The 20,378-nt window shown below is 54.3% G+C and carries 13 protein-coding genes; 4 read left to right on the plus strand and 9 right to left on the minus strand.

The annotated features are described in order from the left end of the window. Positions 1–6 precede the first annotated feature (6 nt). A complete protein-coding gene (locus tag FAES_RS03060) occupies positions 7–1,080 on the minus strand; it encodes a ferredoxin--NADP reductase (protein WP_015329727.1) in 1,074 nt (357 codons plus the stop codon). A 601-nt stretch (positions 1,081–1,681) separates the two neighbouring features. On the opposite strand from FAES_RS03060, the gene FAES_RS30580 reads away from it, so the two are divergent. Next, entirely contained in the window at positions 1,682–5,161 is a 3,480-nt protein-coding gene (locus tag FAES_RS30580; protein WP_015329728.1) for a putative Ig domain-containing protein, read from the plus strand. Positions 5,162–5,211: 50 nt separating this feature from the next. On the opposite strand, the gene FAES_RS03070 is transcribed toward FAES_RS30580, so the two are convergent. Then, positions 5,212–6,081: a hypothetical protein gene (locus FAES_RS03070; protein ID WP_015329729.1), complete on the minus strand. Its 870-nt coding sequence runs from the start codon at positions 6,079–6,081 to the stop codon at positions 5,212–5,214. A gap of 57 nt (positions 6,082–6,138) precedes the next feature. Next, positions 6,139–6,393, minus strand: a complete 255-nt coding sequence (locus FAES_RS03075; protein WP_015329730.1) for a cytochrome b5 domain-containing protein — start codon at positions 6,391–6,393, stop codon at positions 6,139–6,141. 99 nt (positions 6,394–6,492) lie between these two features. Between FAES_RS03075 and FAES_RS03080 the strand changes: the two genes are divergently transcribed. Both FAES_RS03080 and thiL read left to right on the plus strand, forming a co-directional pair. After that, a complete protein-coding gene (locus tag FAES_RS03080; RefSeq protein WP_041257450.1) occupies positions 6,493–6,942 on the plus strand; it encodes a lipocalin family protein in 450 nt (149 codons plus the stop codon). Positions 6,943–7,085: 143 nt separating this feature from the next. Further along, complete coding sequence (gene thiL, locus FAES_RS03085) at positions 7,086–8,129, plus strand: thiamine-phosphate kinase (RefSeq protein WP_015329732.1); 1,044 nt, start codon at positions 7,086–7,088, stop codon at positions 8,127–8,129. Positions 8,130–8,143: 14 nt separating this feature from the next. On the opposite strand, the gene FAES_RS03090 is transcribed toward thiL, so the two are convergent. Beyond that, a complete protein-coding gene (locus FAES_RS03090; protein ID WP_041257452.1) occupies positions 8,144–8,656 on the minus strand; it encodes a gamma carbonic anhydrase family protein in 513 nt (170 codons plus the stop codon). 340 nt (positions 8,657–8,996) lie between these two features. On the opposite strand from FAES_RS03090, the gene FAES_RS03095 reads away from it, so the two are divergent. Further along, positions 8,997–9,887 (plus strand): glycosyltransferase family protein, encoded by an 891-nt coding sequence (locus FAES_RS03095; protein WP_041257455.1) that lies wholly within the window; start codon positions 8,997–8,999, stop codon positions 9,885–9,887. A gap of 128 nt (positions 9,888–10,015) precedes the next feature. Here the strand turns inward: FAES_RS03095 and FAES_RS03100 are convergent, their stop codons facing one another. The 5 genes from FAES_RS03100 to FAES_RS03115 all read right to left on the minus strand — a co-directional run bounded on the left by FAES_RS03100 (position 10,016) and on the right by FAES_RS03115 (position 20,267). Next, positions 10,016–11,425, minus strand: a complete 1,410-nt coding sequence (locus FAES_RS03100; RefSeq protein WP_015329734.1) for an OmpH family outer membrane protein — start codon at positions 11,423–11,425, stop codon at positions 10,016–10,018. 153 nt (positions 11,426–11,578) lie between these two features. Then, entirely contained in the window at positions 11,579–17,170 is a 5,592-nt protein-coding gene (locus FAES_RS03105; RefSeq protein WP_015329735.1) for an alpha-2-macroglobulin family protein, read from the minus strand. Between the two features lie 322 nt (positions 17,171–17,492). After that, the gene (locus tag FAES_RS03110; RefSeq protein ID WP_015329736.1) at positions 17,493–18,623 is read right to left on the minus strand and encodes a mevalonate kinase family protein; all 1,131 of its coding nucleotides are present in this window, start codon (positions 18,621–18,623) and stop codon (positions 17,493–17,495) included. Positions 18,624–18,677: 54 nt separating this feature from the next. Continuing rightward, on the minus strand, positions 18,678–18,848 hold the full coding sequence (locus FAES_RS30290) for a hypothetical protein (RefSeq protein WP_158408745.1): 171 nt from the start codon (positions 18,846–18,848) through the stop codon (positions 18,678–18,680). Positions 18,849–18,956: 108 nt separating this feature from the next. Next, positions 18,957–20,267: a Gfo/Idh/MocA family protein gene (locus FAES_RS03115; RefSeq protein WP_015329738.1), complete on the minus strand. Its 1,311-nt coding sequence runs from the start codon at positions 20,265–20,267 to the stop codon at positions 18,957–18,959. Positions 20,268–20,378 lie beyond the last annotated feature (111 nt).

Below are 20,378 nucleotides of genomic sequence, written 5' to 3' on the forward strand. Positions count from 1 at the left end.
GTTGGCCTACTCGATTTCGATCACAACGTTTCGGGAAGCTGGGTGCGCTACGCACGTGAGTACGTACCCAGCTTTCAGTTCCGACTCCGACAGGCCGTCTTCTTCATCAAGTTTCACCTCGCCCGATACGCACTTACCCAGACAGGCGGTGCACATGCCGGCCTGGCAAGAATAAGGCAGGTCGATGTCGAGGTCGAGGGCCGCCTCCAGAATGGTCTGGTGTGGCTCCACGGTGAACTTGTATTCGTTGCCTTCGTAGAGCACCGTTACATCCTGCGTCGAACTATCGGCATCGTCGGTATCCCCTTCGAGCACCACGCCCACAGCCTGAGCGGTAGATGCCGTTTGAAAACTTTCTTTGTGAATATGGTCGGCGGGCACGGCTAACAAATTCAATGCCGATACCGTTTCGGCCATCAGCCCATCGGGACCGCACAAATAATATTCAGCCTGTCGCAAGGCCTCAGGCCGATGCGTTTCGAGCAGTTTCAACAGATTCGATTTATTGATGCGCCCCGTAAAACCGCTCCAGTTGGCAGCGGGTTGGCTCAGCACGTGCGTCACCGTAAGGCGGCTGGCGTGGACGCTCGCCATGGCATCCAGATGAGCTTTATAAATAATCGACGACTCGTTGCGGTTGCCATAAATAAGCCAGACCTCGCTGTTGGGTTCAACGTGCAGGATCGACTTGACCATTGAAAACAAGGGGGTTATGCCGCTGCCTGCCCCGATCAGAATGTGAAGCCGCCGGGCACCAGGGTTGAGTTTCGGCGTAAATGTACCCATGGGTTCGAGCGTCTCGATGACGTCGCCCGGCTTCAGTCGATCACACAAGTAATTTGAGGCAAGGCCACCCGGTAACCGCTTCACTGTCACCGACAAAGCCGCATCGACATGCGGCGATGACGACATCGAATACGATCTGCGTATTTTTTCGTTACCGATTGTCAATAAAAACGTCAAAAACTGGCCGGGCTGATAGCGCACCTCTTCACTGATGGGATGCCAGAAGTTAACGGTGATGGCGTCAGACGTTTCCTGAACGACATCTTTTACTTTCAAATAATAGCGACTAGCCATAAATGGTGCAATGAAAATGAGCTGCTTTGTTGATGCAGTGCTTATCCGCAAAGGTCGTTATAAATCAGTTTGCTGCATCTGTTTCTGGCTAAATCGGCCAATTACCCCCCAGCCCATATCCATTAAAATGATCTGCCGTTCTTTCATCTGTAAAAGATTGCTGTATGCCATCAGTTTGGATATATATTTTTCGCACGGTTTTTGAACTTTCCCCTCCAACAGCCTCGAGTATTCTTTTTGCTTACCTGGTAATGACCGGTTTACGTGTAGCTAATGAGAGCAACCCAGCGCTGGGTGTTCTCGGGTGCGTAGCGCGGTATTGCCAATCGGCCTGGTGGCGGGTCGTCAAACTCAGCTTTTTGCGGTTGCCTCTCTCCGTGCCGACCACAGCCTCCCGGCGGCAGGGTGATTTACTTGTGCGTATATTATCCAACTAATAAAGATGAGAAAACAATTTACGAATCGGAGGCTGCTGATCTGGGCCACCTGTATCCTGGGTTTCCTGCTACCACGCTTCTTAAGTGCACAACCTGCTTATGATAACAAGCGATACATCATCTACCCAACGTATCGGGCAGGCGATTTCTCAGGTGACGGCACCATGCAGGATGTTACGTATGCACTTGACAACGGCTGTAACGCTGTCGAAATAGGTATACGTTGGGAGGATTTACAACCATCAGCCACTGCTCAGCTCAATTGGGCGAAATATGATAAGATCGTCGCCCTTGTGCTTAGCCGGAATGCTAAAGTCGCATTTCGGCTGAGTACGATGCGCAACACGCGAGCAGGCTTCTGGACGGATGATCAGGCTATGCGTGACACGCGGGGTAATATCATTAACTCGGGCGGCGAATCACATTTCAGACTCGGGTATACACCTGCAGCTAATAAAGCCCAAGATTTTATCCGTAGCGTTGTGCAACGCTACCAGTATCTAAATCAACGTGGCCAGTTGTTGTTCATATCAGTTACAATCACTCCTTATCTGGAAAATGAATACTTCGGCCTCAACTGGCGGGCCGATGGTTCACCGAGTTATGAAACGATGTTTGACTACAGTGAGCCAACTGTAAATGATTATCAGCAATGGGTCTTACGAAAGTATAACAACAGCTTAAGCGAACTCAACCAAAAATGGGGCGCTGATTACAAGAACGTTTCAGATATTAAACCTACCTATCCCAGCAACGGAGGCAACCAAGGGGCTTTCTCAGGAGTTAGGGGATTGGATTGGTATGTATTCCGGCATAGCCAGTTGAAGGCTTATATAGATATGTGCATCAGAACCATAAAAGGTGTAGATAACTCTATCCGGGTTGTTAACCAACATGGGTCGGTGCACGACCCACTTTCCGGTTTTCGAAGCACATACGGGTTTAAGAACTTAGCTGAATTGGCTGATGGCATCAAAGTGAACGACTCACCATGGTGGCCATTTCAATATTCAATGGATGTAGTTCGAAGTAACATCAAGCCAGGAGATTGGATGATTAATGAGCTTGATGGAATGTTTTCGCTTTCAAGTCCAGGAGTAAATACTCTTCTTAAAGAACAGATTGACGCAAGTTTCAAATACGGTGCTAATGCCATAACATTAGCAAACTATGTAGTAGGACTGAATGAGTCCTATATGAAAGAGCTTCTAGATTATATCAAAGCAAAAGGAATACTAAATCAGCCTGTATCAACGGTTACACCGGTCGGTACGATTTCATACAAATTGTCGCGTGTAGTTCAAAGTAATATACACGAGATTGGCCTCACCGGCGATTGGATAGCCATGCGTGGCGCCGATAGTAAGCCCGTGCGGATTATACTCGATGAGGATATTCTAGGCGGCACTGTGACGGTGCCTCTCAACCAGCCGCCAACAGTTATTAGCGCGATTCCAAATCAGGAAACATTGGTTGGGAAGGCCTACTCATACCGCATTCCCGATAATACATTTAGTGATCCCGACGGGCAGATTGCCTCTATCGCCGTGTCGAATTTGCCAGCTGGCATCACGTACAACGCGTCAACCCGCACAATCGGTGGTACAGGTACGTCGGCGGAGTCGAAAGACGTAACGGTGACGGCTACCGACGACAAAGGTGCCACAGTCAGCAATGTGTTTACGCTGGCGATTAAGCAGGTGCAGACGACATCACCGCTGCGGTTGCTAGATCCGGTACTGGCCTGCACCACAGGCAAGCTGGATTTCCGTTCGACGGATGGCGACGGAACGACGATCGAGTACAAACTGGAGGGGATTACCGACTGGTCGACCAACGCATCAATAACGCTGGATAATCAGTATCGGAATGGGTCGGTGCTGGCCGTGAAAGCGCGGCAAAGCGGAACAACCTATTCGCTGAATTACACGACAACCTGCGCCGTGACGAACCGGCCGCCCATCGTCGCTAATCAGCTACCCGATAAATCGGTGGCTCAAAATCAGTTTCTGTCATTTCTGATCCCGGGCAGCACGTTTTCCGACCCTGACGGACAGATTGTGGCCATCTCGGTGTCAGGGCTTCCCTCGGGGATGAGCTATGATGCAGCCTCTGGCTTCGTGAGTGGCCTGATCACCACGTCGAATAGCTGGGTAGTGACCGTAACGGCTACTGACGATAAAGGGGCGAACGTGTCGGATCAGTTTACGATCAAAACCAACGGCGAGATCAAGCCACTGCGATTGCTGGCTCCGATTCTGAACTGTAATACGGGCCGATTCGAGTTCGTTACGGCCGATGGGGACGGAACAACCATCGAGTACACGATGGACCGCGTTTTCGACTGGACTTCACAATCGGTACAAACCCTGTCGGAAACGGTTCGGCAAAATGACCAACTTCATTACCGGGCCCGGCAGAGCGGCGTCGTTGTCTTCGGCGTGTATACACCCAATTGCCCGCCGCCCAACAAACTGCCGACAGTTGCCAGCATTATTGGTAACCAGAACTGGACGCAATACAAGAATATCTCATTCGCGATTCCGGCCAACACATTTGCTGATGCAGATGGCAAGATTACCAAAGTTAGCCTAACGGGCCTGCCCAGCGGCCTGACGTACGATGAAACCCAGAAAACCATCAGTGGCGCTCCCACGGGCACCGGTAGCTGGACTATCACCGTGACGGCTACCGACGACCGCGAAGGAACTGTGTCAACAACGTTCGTTGCGACAGTGGCCAGTGGCGCGAAACCCCTGCGATTGCTGGCACCCGTATTGGCCTGTAATACCGGCCGCCTGGATTTCAAGACTGCCGACGGCGATGGGACAACCATCCAGTACAGCATTGATAATATCCTGAACTGGACAACCCAGAACAACTATACACTGGCCGCTGCCCTACGCTATAACACGACCCTGACAATCCGCGCCAGACAAGGTGCCAGCGAGGTTTCGGTTACGTATCAGACGTCGTGTCCACGTACCAATCAGCCGCCGGTCGTTGCCAATCACATTGCCAATCAGGTGCTAACCGTCAACCAGGTTGCTTCCATTGCCATTCCGGCTACTACGTTTACGGACCCCGACGGGCAGATTGCCTCGGTGACCATAACGGGTTTACCAGTAGGCCTAACGTACGATCCGGCGAAACGTACGATAACGGGCATCCCTACGCTGATCGGCTCAAGTGCAGCGATTGCCAAAGCCGTCGACAACGCGGGAGCATCAGTTAGCGATACCTTCACGATTACGGTACGCAGTGCGCCCCGCTTTACGGCAACGGTCTCTATGCTCGATGCGCAGAATAAACTGGTACAAACCATCAATGAAGGCGACCTGATCGACATTCAGAAGATTCCGACGCTGGTGAACCTCAGCTGCATTCCTAAAACATTGTCGGGAAGCGTGTTGATGGAATTGACCGGAAAAGCCAAGCGGACAACCTACGCCAACGCGGGGCCTTATCAGCTGTTTCCAACGCAGCAAGGCTTCAAGCCTGAACTGGGTACGTATCAGCTGAAGATAGCGGCTTATTCCGGCGTCAATGGTACAGGTACGTTGCTGGGAACGACGACCATCCGGTTCGACATCGTGACGGCCAGCGAACCCGGCAGTATTCGCATGGAAGTTTCCGAAAAATAAAGAAGGGTGGCTTGGCCCTCCATCGGCAAGTGGTGATGGAGGGCCGGTTGCTAAACGCCTTGGCGCGCCTGATGATAGTCGATCAGGCCGCGCATCGGCGCCTGTACAATCCGGCCGGTTAGTAGCTGTTGCTGGCTAAGCACCTCGTGCAACAACGACTGAAAGTAATAAGCGACCGACCCTACAAAGTGGATGGGTGTGCTGGCATAGTCGGGCATTCGCCGGACGTATAAGTTGACAAACTCCGTAAAAGCCGTGGTGACTAATTGCCTGACGAACGGGTGTTGCTGATGCTGACCCAGAAAGGGGGCAAACGAAGCAAAGTAGCGATTCGGGTTTGGCTTGTTGTAAGCGTGATCGAGCACCTTTAGGCGATCGAGCGCATAAAGTGCGGTAAAATCAGCGCGTAGGTCATCGGGTAGTGAGCCATGCAAATAGGCCGTTACGAGCCGTTTGCCCAGATTCCCGCCACTACCTTCGTCGCCAAGCCAGAAGCCCAGTGAGTAAGCTGGTGAAACGATTTGGTCGCCGTTGAAGTAACAGACATTAGCGCCCGTACCCAGGATACTGACGATGCCCGATGAATGGCCGGCAACCGACCGGGCGGCACCGAGCATATCACTGGCAACGGACACGGAGTGAGTGGCTGGTAACGTACTCCGGATGGCGGCTTCAACGCGCCCGTTAGGTTCAGGTCCCGAACAGCCCGCTCCGTAGAAAAACACGTTGATCGGTTGCGAAACTGATAAATCAGGGAGTTTAGGTAGTAACTGCGTCTGAACCGTCTGTTGAAGTTGCTCCAGCTTAAGAAAGTACGGATTGAGTCCGTCGGTATGATAGCTGAGCGGGGGCTGATCAGGGAGCAGTAAACACCACTCTGTTTTAGTCGACCCGCTGTCGGCGAGCAAAAGAATAGCCATAACCGGCTTACGTTTTAAGAATGAAGGAGATGAAGAATGCCGATATGGTGGCGTGGGCTAGATAAGCAGGCCAACAGGGCTAAACCGGTCGAATACAGCGTCAGTATGAGGGGCATCGAGCAGTTCTAATGTCAGGTCCTGGCCGGCCCAGTGTTCGTAGTGCATGCCCTTACGCCAAAGGCGCGAAGCCGATACGTCGTAGATAATGCCTTTATAGGCGCACCAGATCTCGTCGCGGTCCTGCCCATTGCGAAGCGCCAGTTGAGCGCGGGAAAACGAAGGAAGTTGGCTTGTTATTTGTGTATGAAGCATCCGTACAATCAACTGGCCCAAAAATAGTGTGAATCTTGATTGACTGTTATACAGATTAACGTGTACCTTTAACCTTGCAGTGTGACGCAAAACTGGCTTATGAACAAGACCAAATACTTCTTTTTTGTTGCTATCAACGCTCTCTTTCTATTTCTGGCTAGCTGCAAAGGCACAACACCAGAGCCGACTACGGAGGAGCGTATGAAAAAATCGTGGACGGTACAGAGCGTGACAGAAAACGGTGCGGCGGCTTATACAAATGGAGCAGCTAACAACACCAGACCGGGTTACTCACAGTTTCAATTAAATCTGGCTAGCCCTCCCTCGGTAACTTACCGTAGCGTTGATGGGCAGACGTTTACAGGTACATATAGCATTTCGGGTTCAACCCTGACGCTGACCGGCCTGACCCCCCAACCCACGGGAACGAATGGCACGATCTCATTCAATATCTCCAACCTGACCGACACCGGCGTGACACTAACGCGTACCACGGCTGACCCTAAAACGGGTAACTCGACGAACGTTTACACGTTGAAAACGCCTTAATCGACTTGTATCTGCCCATAGAGCAGTGGCCTGTTTCTAATAGGTAGCAACTAATTCGGCATGTAGGCCGTTCCAACAAACTGGAACGGCTTTTTTTTGCCCCACCCCCTGCCGGCGCCGGCAGGGGGTGGGGTCACTTTTCTATGACTTCACTAAATACCCTCGGCGAAATAGGTCTGATTGAACGCATCCGGCAAGAAACGCCCTCGCCAGCCCAATCATCTACCATTCAGGGCATCGGCGACGACGCCGCCGTTTTTGCCATCGATGAGCAGACACTGGGTCTGCTGTCGACTGATATGCTGGTGGAGGGAATCCACTTCGACCTGACCTACGTACCGCTGCGGCACTTGGGCTTCAAAGCGGTGGCGGTTAACGTTTCTGACATCGCGGCAATGAACGGAGTACCCACCCAATTAACGGTGAGCCTGGGGCTGAGCAGCCGGTTCACCGTTGAAGCCGTCGACGAACTGTACGCCGGCATACGGGCTGCCTGTGCCGCCTATAATGTTGATCTGGTCGGTGGCGACACCACCTCGTCACGATCAGGGTTGGTGCTATCTATTGCCGTCATTGGGCGTGTCGACAAAGACCACATCACATACCGGCGTACGGCTCAACCCAACGACGTTATCTGTGTGACGGGGGATTTAGGCGCGGCTTATCTGGGCCTGCAACTGCTCGAGCGGGAAAAGCAGGAATACCTGGCTAATCCTGAGATGCAGCCGGCTATTTCGGAGGAACGAGCCTACCTGATTCAACGGCAACTACGCCCCGACGGCCGTACCGACATCGTTCACGAACTCCGTGACCTCGATATTGTCCCGACGGCGATGATTGATATTTCGGATGGGCTGGCGTCGGAGTTATTGCATCTGTGTACGCAATCGGGAACAGGAGCTGTCATTTTTGACGAAAACATTCCAATCGATGATCAGACGTACCTGGCTGCCGACGAGTTCAAGATCAGCCCGATTACAGCGGCACTGAACGGGGGTGAAGACTACGAACTACTGTTTACCATTCCCCCTCAAGAATTTGAGAAGCTAAAAAATCATAGCCGTATTACCGCCATAGGCTACATGACCGATGCCGATGGCCGGGCACCCTCAGATCGCGTTATACTAGCGACGAAAGCCGGGCAACAAACCCCAATTCGAGCACAGGGTTGGACTGCTGGATCATAACAACTTTAATACGCTTAATCACGGAACCAGCCCGCATACATGACGTAGTTATTGGCTGTTCGCTGAAAAACCTCTGCCTGCTCGGGCGAAACAGGTTTTAGAAAACGGGCGGGATTACCCGCGTAGATGCTACCCGGCGGCACCACGGTATGCTGCGTAATGATGGCACCTGCTGCGATGATCGACCCGGCTCCAATGACGGCGCCGTCCATGACGATGGCCCCCATGCCGATCAGCACGTTATCCTCAATGGTGCAACCATGCACAATTGCGTTGTGAGCGATCGAAACAAAGTTGCCGATGGTAGTGGCGTACTTCTGATAGGTGCAGTGAATCACGGCCCCATCCTGTACATTACAACGTTCCCCCATCACGATCCGGTTGACGTCTCCCCTGACCACAGCATTGAACCACACCGTGCAATCGCGTCCCATTGTAACATCACCAATGATTGTCGCGTTATCGGCGAACCAGCATGAATCATCGAATTGCGGAGCCGTGCCACGAACGGGTTTGATGAGGGCCATAATTATTATTTTTGATTATAGACAAAGTTAGATATTTGTGACGGAGCATAAGTAGTTTGTTGAAGATTGAGGCTCTCTTTTTAAAGCGGTTGATAAAAATGTTGATCATGCCATCAATTAAATGTGTTTGCGTTCTACTTGATTGTAGCTTTACCTATAGATTTGTAGTTCTGTTATCTAGTACGACTGCACGTTGAGAGATATAAAGAAGATTAATTTATTTTGATTTTAAGTTGAAGTTAATGAAGTACGCAACAGTGGGACGCTTTCAAGGGAATTATTAATTATCAATATGTCAAACCATTGTTTTTAACTTATCAACGCTAAATAATAACTGTCTATGAAATGCTTTTTCTCATTTAAAGCTAGCGCTGATAAATCACACAATTATGATCAACTATTAAAAGTAGCTGTTTACTCAGCGCTAAAAAATACTACTTTACAGTTGTATTGTATTTTCGATGGTTTACCAAATGAACTAACTAAATGGCTCGAGAGTAAAAATGTAACTGTAATTTTTCGTCGTAGCTATCTCTATAATAAACTGGCTTACATCACTTGCGAAAAGCTCAATAACCCATCCTTACTGAATATTGGTGGAGGTGCTTTTCTTCGCGTCGAAATCCCTGCAATTATGCAGGAATTTGGTTACAATGATCGGTTCGTTTTATACACCGATTGTGACGTAATGTTTCAGAAAGATGTAGCGGAAGGATTGTCTAGGTACGAACCCAAGTTTTTTGCTGTTGCTCCTGAAAATAATATAAACAGCTATAGATTAATGAACTCGGGTGTCATGTTAATGAATATGCCTAATCTCCAAAAAAGAGACAAAGATTTTAGAAACTATGTTGAAAAAAACCTAGAAAGTTATATACCAGGTATAGGAAAACCGGTTAGGCCCAATTTGTTAGTTTATGCTCTTAGCGGGCGAGTGAACTATTACCCTGCCTGGGACCAAAGTGCCTATCAGCATTACTACACGCAAAACTGGCTATCTATTCCTGGTTGGGATAAATTGCCGCCTTCTTTCAATTGGAAACCTTATTGGGGTGATAGCAGTCAGGCAGATATTGTTCATTTTCATGGCCCCAAGCCAAACCAAGCTCAGTTATTTAGCTCTAAACAAGTACCTGTGCACTTAGAGCCATTGATTGATTTAGCAACGCCCAGCTATTTTGAGAGCAGTCGGCAATGGAATGCCCTCTTGAAAGAAGAAATCAAGGGGTAAAACGAATCGTTTTTGACTAATTTATTATTTTACTAATAGCTTCATAAATAATAAGCATACATAGCCGGATTAGGCGGTGATCATTTTGGCTATCACCGCCTAATCCGGCTATGTATGCTTAGACTAAACTACTTTTTATCCACCTTCTTCATCAACTTCTCGAGCGAGTCGTCGATGTCATCGATCAGGCGGTTGGTTTCGCGGCGGGCCTGCCGGAAATCGCTTTCCGACGAGCGCTGTACCTTGTAGGCCTGGTCGGTCAGTTGGCGGCGCTTTTCCTGAAGATCCTTCTGAGCGTTTTCCCGGTCGCGGCGGGCAGAACGGTTTTCATTGTCCGGCGCCTGATTCATCCCTTCCAATTGCCGATCGATCTTGGTGATCTGCTCGTCAATCTGGCTCATCAGATCCTGGCGTTCGCTGGAGAACCGATCATTGTTGCCGTTTGTACGGTCGTTATTCATCCGGCCGCCCGTGTTCATGTCGCCACGTTGCTGGCTCATGTCCGTATTCCGGTCATTGGTATTGCGGTCGTTCGAGCTGTATGAGTCGCGACGGTCGTAGTTATTGCTCATAGAGCCGTTACCGTACTGACCACCCGATTGGCTGCGGTTCGAGTCAGACTTGCTGTTCGAGCGGTTATCATATTGACCTTGCCCGTAGCTTCCTGAATTCTGGTTCGAATTCATTCCATCGTTACGATTGCCATACGAATCGCGCTGATTCATACCCATGCCTTGCTGGCTACGATCGTTCTGGTTGTAGTTATCGTTGCCACCATACTGGTTGCTCCGGTAGCTGTCGCTGTACGAACGGCTGTTGTACGAATCATAATTGCCCGACTGGCCATCCGACGAGTTGCGCCGCCGGTTCATATCGTCATAGTCGTTGGAACGATCGCTGCGGTACGAATCACGGTCGTCGTAACGGTCCATCGAGCGGCGGCTGCGATCTGAGTCCGACGAATTCCGGTCATTGTAGCTGTAGGAATCCCGATAGGGGCGGTTCGATGATCGGTCGTCGCGGTACGAACTGTATGAATCATCGTAGCCATTTCCCCGGTTGTCATAGCCATCATCGTAGCGGCGGCTCGACCGGCTGTCGCGGTTATCATCATCGTACCGATCGGATGAGTAGCGGTTGTTGTACGAACTGCTGCCATACCGGTTTGTATTCGAGTCGTCGCGATACCGGTTGTTGTATGAACTGCTTCCCGTACGGTTGCGGCGCGACGAGGTGTTATCGTCATCGTCACGACGGGAGAAAATGCTCCGACGCTCGTTGCGATCATCATTATTGCGATCATCTCGGTACGAGTTACGGCTGTCGCGATCGTCGCGGTTATCACGACGAGCCATGCGGTCGCGGCGATCAGTATCGGTGTCCCGATCTGAGTCGGCACGGCCACGGTCTGACTGGGTCGACGACACCCGGTTGACGTTGTTATCGTCTTTGTAAAGCCAGCGCTCCACGGTCGCACACGACGACAGGGTGGTTACAGCCGCTAGCATAGCTCCTACGTACCAGGTTCTCTTTTTCATAACGCTTGTGTTGAGTTGAGATCTTTATCGGCGAAAGCGTTCCAAAATCGGTGCCAATGCCGATTCTGAGCCGCTTTCGCCAATTACATAACTCACTACTGTGGAAAAAGTCTACCGAAACCGTGGAATACATTGCCTTACCAATTGGTAACCTTACTCTACGGTCACACGGCCAGCGCCGTTGTAGCTGCGCAATTCGGGGTTGTACATGGCGTCGGCTGACACGGGGCCAACCACAAAGCGCCCTTTCGTTACGGCCCGGACCATGTAGTATACCGTCTTCGTTTCCGTACCCGTCAACGAGAGGTAATAGTTGACCCGATCGTCGCGAATGTCGAAATGATCCACGGTGGCGGCCCCTTTCAGCCAGCTTAACGTGCGGACACTGCCCGATTGGGCGCCGCCCGTGCTCTGATCGCCGGTGAGGCGTGGGTTTTCGACTTCAAACCCAGCGGGTAGCAGGTCCGTCAGCACGATATTTTTCACGGGTAATCCGTTTTGGCTGCCTAACGTGAGCTTCACGACGATCAGATCGTTTTGCCGGAAACGACTCAGCGGACTGCCATCGCGGCTCAGGTACGTTCGACGAACGACAAGACCGGCATCTTCGTCAGCAACGATGCCCTGGCTGGGTACGCCCTCGCTTTGACCGAAATAGTACACACTGCCTGAGCCTTTAGCACTTAAGGTCAGGGGTTTACCAGTGGGTAACCGACGAAGGGTTAGGTCGTCACCAGCGAACGTACCTAGAAGGCCTTTCCCCGCGGCCGTGAGTGTAGCCGTAGCGGTGCTGCCAGCCGTTTGCCGGGCCAGTTTCCCCAGCGCCAGAAAAGCAAAGGCAGCTTCCTGTGTGTTCAGGTACGTTGCCTGCTGAACGGCCCCACCCAACTGCCTGGCCAGGGTCGGGATTTGCAGGTTATCAGGGTCGGTATCGATCAGGTTGCTCAAGACCAGGGCCATGTTGCGGACGGGTGATGAATAACTGTCGCCCGTTTCGCGGCCCGACGTGGTCGACGTGAATTGCTTGGGTAACAGCGCGGCACTGCTTTGTGCGTCGCCGAGGCGGGCGTAGGTTGTAGCCAGCAGGTACCGGCCGTCGGTGGTCAGCAGGGTATTCGTGGCTTCCTTGTAGAAACTCATAGCGGCCCGGTTGGGCTGCTCGGCCAGGGCCAGGGCGTAGAGCGCATACAGGTTGGTGTAGCTCGCCACAGGGCGGTCGGTACGGGTGCCGTCTTCGGCAAACACCGACTGCGTAACGGTCCGGTTGGTGCCGGTGAGGGTCGTCAGCCGATCCACGATCTTGCTCTTCACGCCGGCACTGACTTCGTACCCGGCCTTCTGCGCTTCGACCATGAAATGCAGCGCGTAGGCTGTAGTCCAGGAATCTTCAAGAGTAAAGCCGGGCCACAGCGAAATACCGCCATTGTATAACTGCCGACTCTCGATCTGCTGCAACGCCTGCTGGATATTGGTTGCGGGGTTGTAATCGCTGTCGCCAGTTCGGACGAAATAGACCGTGCCCTGCCGTACGCTTTTCGTGAGGTCGGCAAAATAGAGCTGCGGGAAGGCTTTCGAGATGGTTTGCTCCGTACAGCCGTGCGGATAACCGAGCAGGTAACTCAGCGTTTTGGCGTACTGCGTCACCGGTGACCGGCTGATGGTGAGGCTGTTGCGCGTCGTGCCGGGCACGAAATCGCCCGTAAGCGAGAGCGTGGCACTGCGCCCTCCGGCTACGGCTCCCGATATCGTCGTTCTCTGCAACGGCGCGGCGGGCCGGACGGTGATGTCAGTTTTTTCGACGAATGTTTTGCCCATTGCCTTCACCGTTATAGTAATGTCGCCGGGGCCAACGCCACCCGTTGCCCGAATGCGGAAGGCCGTGCGGCTCTCGCGGCCGGGCTGAACGGTCAATGACTGAGCCGTACCGGCACCCCGCCTGACGGCCGAGTCGGCCACGACCTGCAACGGCCCGCTGACGGTGACGCTCGCCGTGACGCCCGCCGCCTGACTGGTGGTGTTGCTCAGGTTGACGGGCATGTTCAGCTCATCGCCGGGCGACAGAAACCGGGGCACACCCGCACTGATGACGATGGGGTCGGAGACGGTTATGCCCTGCTCGGCGGAACCGAAAGCGTTGTCTTTATAGGCCACGGCCATCACCCGCAACGTACCTGAGAACTGCGGAATGTCGATGGTGTATTCGGCCTCGCCCGACGATCCCGTTTTCAGGTGCCCGCTCCAGAGAGCTACCAACTGCACGCGCTTGTTGCTGAGCGGGTTGACGCGTCGTTCGAGGTCGTAGCCATCACCCCCCACGCTCGACCGGCTTCGCAGCGACAGCTCGGGATAAAGCAAGGCGTAACCGTCGTAGGCCTCCACTTCCAGCGCTCGTTTCTGGAAGAAGAACCCATGTGGATTCGGCGTCTTGAAATTCTTGAGTTGTAAAATACCCTCGTCGACCACCGCCACCGTGACTTCGGCGTTGGCTTTGGTTTTGACCCGGATGGTCTGTTTCGTTTTGGAAAACGACTTGGCAACGGCCTCAATCGTGACGGGCAGCTGGGTGGCGGGATCGGTAACCGTGACGGGCGCAAAGCCGTGAGCAACGGTCAGAGGCAGATCGGTGCCGTCCATCGCCCGGATGAGCGTAGCCGTGACGTAGGCAGTGGGCAGGTGCGCATCACCCACCGAAAAGCTCCATTCGGCGGCTTTGTCTTTCGTTTCGAGCCAATGCTGTTCCAGCACCGAGTTGCGCTCGACAGTTACAAGCAGCTTGCCATTGAACGGAGCTTTGAACAGCACTTTTACGGTGGAGCCGGTTTCATAGCTGGGTTTGTCGAACTCCATCAGCACCTGCCCCTCGGTGCTCACCTCAAACGACGAGGCCGACGTGCTGCCCCACCCGTAGGCGTAAAACTCGGCGGAGGTGTATCCAACCGCGTTGGGCCGACGTACTCGTACTTCGTATTCCCCTGATACGGTAGGTACGTATCGGAACGTACCGGCGGAAGCCGCCCCACCCAGCGAGAGGATATTGGTGTACACGATTTTCTCGCGGCGCTTGCTGCTGTATTTGATCTGGCCGTTATCCTGCTTTTCGGTGACGGTCTGGTAATCGAAGCGAACCACCTCGACCTGCGCCTTGGCGGCCTGCGGACGCCCTTCGTTGGTCAGTGCCACCACATCGACTGCCAGCGGCGTGTTGGTCGTCAGGTACGTATCGGCCAGGCGAATGCCGTAGAAAATGGGCTGCGTTTGGATGTCCAGGCGACGCAGGCGGTTGACTGGGCGGCCATTTTCGTCGAACACCGTCACAAACAGTTTGGCTTCGAGCAGGCCAATGTCGCGGTACTCAGTGGGGATGGGGAAGGCCTCGGTAGCCTGCCCGTTGGCATTGGTGCGGCCCTGGCGGAGCGTTTTTTCAAACGTAGCGGGTACGCCCGTTCCCTCGATGGGTACGTTGAAGTGGTATTGTTCGTAGCCTTTCGGCGCGAAATTCTTGCGTTTCAGCTGCAACTCCACCTCGTAGGCACGGTCAGAAGCGGGCGGGCCAAACAGGTTCTGCGCCGTAGTCTGCAACGTGATGGTTTGCCCCGCGCTGTACGATTCGCGGTCGGTTTTTACGTCGACTTTGATGCGGTCAGGAATGAACTCTTCCACGCTAATGGCCTGCGACGCCAGCAGGGTCTGGTTGGCGTTCAGTACCTCGACGGTGTAGCTGCCCGTTACGGCGGCGGGGTCGATGGGTACGTCGGTGAGCACGGCGCCCTGCGCGTTGGTCGTCTGGCGAAACGAGCGGTATTCGGCCCCGTTGGGCATGAGCACGCGCAGGGTTAGCGGCAACGCATCGACATCGGTTTTCGGCAGTTCGCCGCGCAGCACGGTGTTCAGGTGAATGGTTTCGCCGGGGCGATAGATGTTGCGGTCGCCGTAGACGAAGGCGTTCAGGCCGGTGGGGTTGCTGCGTTTGCCGTCAACCTCGAACCGCGACGTTTCAACCTGCGTGTCAGCCAGGTACAGGAAGTTGAAGTCGCCCTGATTGGCGTCGCTGGTGGTGCGAGCGGTGAGCATGGCGATCTTGAAACCGGGCGCTTTTTCGGCCACTTTCTCGAAGCGCACAAAGCCATCACTGTCCGTTTTGAGCGTATAAACCGACTGATTGTTGCTGCTGATGAGTGTGATTTCGACGTTGCTCAGCGGCGCGGCGGTCTGGATGGAATTGGCCCAGACCAGCAGTTCGTTGTCGGTTTTGCGGGTGATCAGGCCAATATCGGAGATCGACACCAGTTGTGTAGCCGACACATAAGCTTCGTCTTTCGACTGCACCGACACCAGGTACGCGCCGCGCAACGGCCGGTCGGGATTACTGCCAGCGGCACCTTCGGGAATCGACAGGTTGAGCGCCGATACACCCCGCACCTTGGGCAAGTCGGTCGTGGTGATGGTTTTGTCGATCAGCACGCTGCTTAGGTCGCCTTCTTCATCGTTGCCATAGGTGTACTTGCCCGTTGGCCCCCACTGGGCCTCTTCGCCATCACCCTGCTGCGCGTATTCCTCATACCGGCCGTTCTTGAAGTAGCTGAGCAGGTTATTTTCATACAGTCGCGAAATCTTCACCTGTACTTTATCGACGTTCGTAATGCTCAGCCCCACGTTGCGCGCCCCTTTCGACGACAGGTACAGCGCCGTGCGGTTGGCAAATTGCAGCCCGGCGGGCATCTTCCCGAAAAAGACATCGCGGGCTACCGGCTCAGTGAGTTTGGCACCCAATACGCCCCGCATAGCGTCGGTGAACGTGACGACGTAGGTGTCGGTTTCGTTGAAATCACCCCGAATCAGCAAGCCGTTATCGGTCAGCTCGGCTTTGGTGTCGATGGCGGGCTGAATGGTGTAATACTGGTTGAGGTTGCCGGGTTGCAGCGTTTGTGTGGTCACGACCCGCACAACGCCCTGCTGCCGCGTATAGCTGGTTTGCACGTCGACCACCTCGAGCCGCGTCGGTGTCGGCAACGTACCTGTCTGCTCGATTATCTCCTTGCTGGTGTAGGCGGTGTTGGGTACGTTCAACCCCTTGTCGACGGTGAGGGTCAGAGGTTGCTCATTGTCGGCTCGGGGGGCGTTGGGCAGCGTGACCACCAGACCCCCACCCATCAGTGGATCGGCGTTGCCCTGCAAAGGCCCCAGCGTCAGCGCCTGTTCGCCCGTTTTCAGGCTGAGTTTGGGTGCTACCTCGGCCCCCGACACGGCATAGTTGAACCGGAGCCGGGTTTTGGCGACGGGCTGCCCGTTGTCGGTTTGGCGCGTCCACCAGGTTTCGGTGCCGGTGAGTTGTAGATACGGCGTATGAAACTGGACCTTATCACCCGATACACTCAGGTCTTTGCTGTCGGCGCGGGTGAGCACGGCTTTGGTCAGCTCGGCGCGGTAGTCGGTAGCCGGGTCGAACGCCACGGCAGGTGAAAAGAGCAACTCGCTGGGCGACACCCATTTGAATTGGCCTTTGACGGCTGGTTTGAACTCGATGTAGGGCGTCGTTTCCCAAACGTCGGTGGGGTTTTCGGGCCCCACGTTTTTATTGAATGAAAACGTCAGGTTCTGCGACTGCTGAATCTCATCGTCGAAGTTGCGTCCGGTGATCTGAACCGTGTTGGAGAGGCGGGCGCATTGGGTAAGCAGAAGGGTGGTTGTGAGAAGCAGAAGGGCCGGGCGAAGCAGTGCCAGACGGGCAAACAGGGGGGAGCGCATAAATGGCCGGAATTAAGACCAGCCAATTAACGCAGAATTCAGACGGGAAAACAGGTTACTCTGGACGAGTGATTGAGTGGCAAGCCAACCGGGACTCTCGTGCAATAACCTAAAAAAAAGCCTACCCGACCGGAGGCGTTTCCGCTCCGGTGGGTAGGCCGCTCGTTAACGGTGGGATAAGAACGATAGGCCGCTTATGGGGCCGTCTTGTTACGGATTGGCTGCCGTTGCCCGTCGTGTTCGGCCCATGGCCATGAGGCTGCTCGCCAGCAAACCGAAGCAATGCATAAGGGCTGTTCAGTTGTTCATCGTAGCGAGTCGGTCAAACCAGGGTTGCGGGGCGTTCATGGGTAGTGGCCTGCGAGATGCGTGTGGTGCCTTCATCGACCGAAACGATATACGCCCGGCCACCTGCCTGCCGAATGGCCTCGGCTACTGGTTCGGGATTAATGGGTGCGTAGGCAAACATGCAACCCCCGCCGCCCGAACCGTTGATTTTGCCGCCCAGCGCCCCCGCCGACAGTGCCGCGTCGAGCATCCGGTCGATTTTGGGCGTCGAGATCCGTTGCGCGTCGCGCAGGTTGGCGTGGTGTTCGGTCAGGAGTTGCCCAAAGCGGCGATCATCAAATGGGGTTGCAGAGGGGGTAGCCCGAATCAGTGTCAGTGCCTGACGCAGGATGTCGCGGTTGGCCAGGTTACCCACCAGAAGGGTATAGTCGTCGGGCGACAGGCGGTTTTTATAAGCCGCCAACGCCCCTACATCGGCCGTAGGGAGCGAGAATACCGGGTCGAGGCGGGTCAGCTCGTTCACAATCCGCAGCATCCCAAACTTCACCCGGCTCAGAATCCCGATGGTGTCTTTGGGTTCGCCGGAGTCGCCCAGCACGAACGTACCCAGCCGGGGCTGGTAGGCTTCGAGCCGGATAGCTGGTTTCGATTCAAGATAGACCACACCGCCAACGGCTGTCGAGTAATGATCCATCATGCCGCCCGGTTCACCAAACTCCAGCACTTCGGCCTCATAGGCCAGTTCGGCAAGTTGCTGGGGGGATAGGGGCTGCGGGTTGTCGGCCAGTTGGCTGAGCACGTTGAGCCAACTGACTAATAGCGCCGACGAACTCGACGTGCCGGCGTTGATGGGAATCTGTCCGCGTACCGCCCCCTCGATGCCATGGCTGAACCGAAAGCCCGCTTTTGCCATGACATTGACCGCACTCCGAAAGTAATCGCGGTCGTGCAGGTACGTTAATGGGAGCGGCGTCAGGCCAAACTGCTCGTCGCGACCGATGTCGGGCAAGTGAAGCCGAACAAGGGGCTGACTGATCGATTCGGCTTGTACCTGAATACGACACGAAATGGCCGCTGCAATGACGGGAAGCCCCAGATAATCCTGGTGTTCGCCAAACAGGCAGATGCGGCCGGGTGTCGAAACGGTGACAGCTTGTTTTTGCATGGTGTAAAAAGGGGGCGTCGATCAGACAGGGAAAGCGCCAGGGGTACAGACTGACTAACTAAGTTGGATAAAGTAAGTAATGCATCGGCCCTGCCCATTTTCGGCGTCGTCCAGGCTACCGCTCACCGTAGCTGGTGCCTGAACCACTGCCCTGTTGACCCCGCTCTGCAAGCCGGGCAGGGCAACAACTAGCCGCCAACTACTCTGAAAACGGTTGTTTTTCATACGTATGCCTGGTTGATGGCTGTAAGAGCGGGTTGGCTTTGGGGGAGCGGTAGGTCAAGGTAAATTGGCCGGGTGGCGCCAGGCGAAGTCAGTTACGGTGGGTAAGGATTAGTAGAGTTCGTTGAGGCCAAAAATGGGCTTGTTCGTCTTCCACTTACCGCGCGTGAAATCCGGAATTTCCATAGGCTTGCTACCGGCGGCAATGCTCTGCTCCGATAGCGGGCTGATGGCGCTCCAGGCAGCCGCATCATACACGTCGATAGGCGGCGCTACCTGGTTCTTGATGGCTTCGATGAAACCACGTAAAACAAAGAAATCGATACCGCCGTGGCCGGCATTCTGGGCGGCTTGTGCGTGCTGTTTCCAGAGAGGATGATCGTACTTGTCCTGATAAGGCGCAAACGGTTCCCACTGGTGCGGTTTGGGACTTACCCCCTCCAGGTAGATGGTGTCGCCGTCGTCCATCCAGATGCCCTGCGTACCCTGCGCCCGGAACCCCAGCGAGTAGGGGCGGGGCGAATTGGTGTCATGAATGATGGTGATGTTTTCGCCGTTGGCGCACTGCACCATCGTGGTGACCACGTCGCCCAGCTTGAACTTGACCTTCACGTTGGGGTGGTCGGGGCCGCCCTTGGCAACCACGTAGTTGTGCAGCCCCCGGCTCTGGGTCGCCATTGACGTCAGGTACGTGAAGCGATTCCCGCGGTTGATGTTGAGCCAGTGCGCTACGGGGCCAAGGCCGTGAGTCGGGTACAGATCGCCGTTGCGATCGACCGAGTGCTGGGTGCGCCAATGCGCCTCCGAATACCCTTTTTCGCCAAACTCAGCGCCCACGCCCGAGATGGATTTACCGTCGTTGAATTTGATGTTGCGCAGGTCGTGCTGGTAACCGCAGTGGGCGTACGTCATTTCGCCAAACATGCCCTGCCGGACCATGTTCAGAATGGCCATCACGTCGCGGCGGTAGCAGACATTTTCGAGCAACATGCAGTGGGCGCCGGTTTTCTCGTAGGTGTTGACCAGATCCCACGATTCTTTCAGCGTCACCGTCGCCGAGACTTCCAGCCCGGCATATTTGCGTGCTTTCATCGTAGCAACGGCCATCGGTGTGTGCCATTCCCAGGGCGTTGCAATCACCACCCCGTCGATGTCGTCGCGCTTAAGCAGTTCCAGAAAGGCTTCGTCGCCCTTGGTATAGGCAACCGGCGCTTTCCGACCTGCTTTCGCAATCAGGGTGTTGGTGCGGGCGATGGCCTGTTGGTCAATGTCGCAGATGGCCACTATCTCCACATCCTCGCGGTAGAGGGCCTGCTGGACGTGGTAGATCCCTCGGGCGCCCACGCCGATAAATCCTAGTCGTACTTTGCTCAGTACTGGCGGGCGGGCACTGGCCGATGCTGTAGTGAACAGGCTTGGCATCAGAGGGGCACTCACGCTGCCGAGGGCAGCCGTTCGCAGAAAGGAGCGACGTGTAGTAGTCATACAAAAACGGATAGAAAAGCAGAATAACGCTCGAATAAGCACCCAATG

This window comes from Fibrella aestuarina BUZ 2 (assembly GCF_000331105.1).
Classification (GTDB): domain Bacteria; phylum Bacteroidota; class Bacteroidia; order Cytophagales; family Spirosomataceae; genus Fibrella; species Fibrella aestuarina.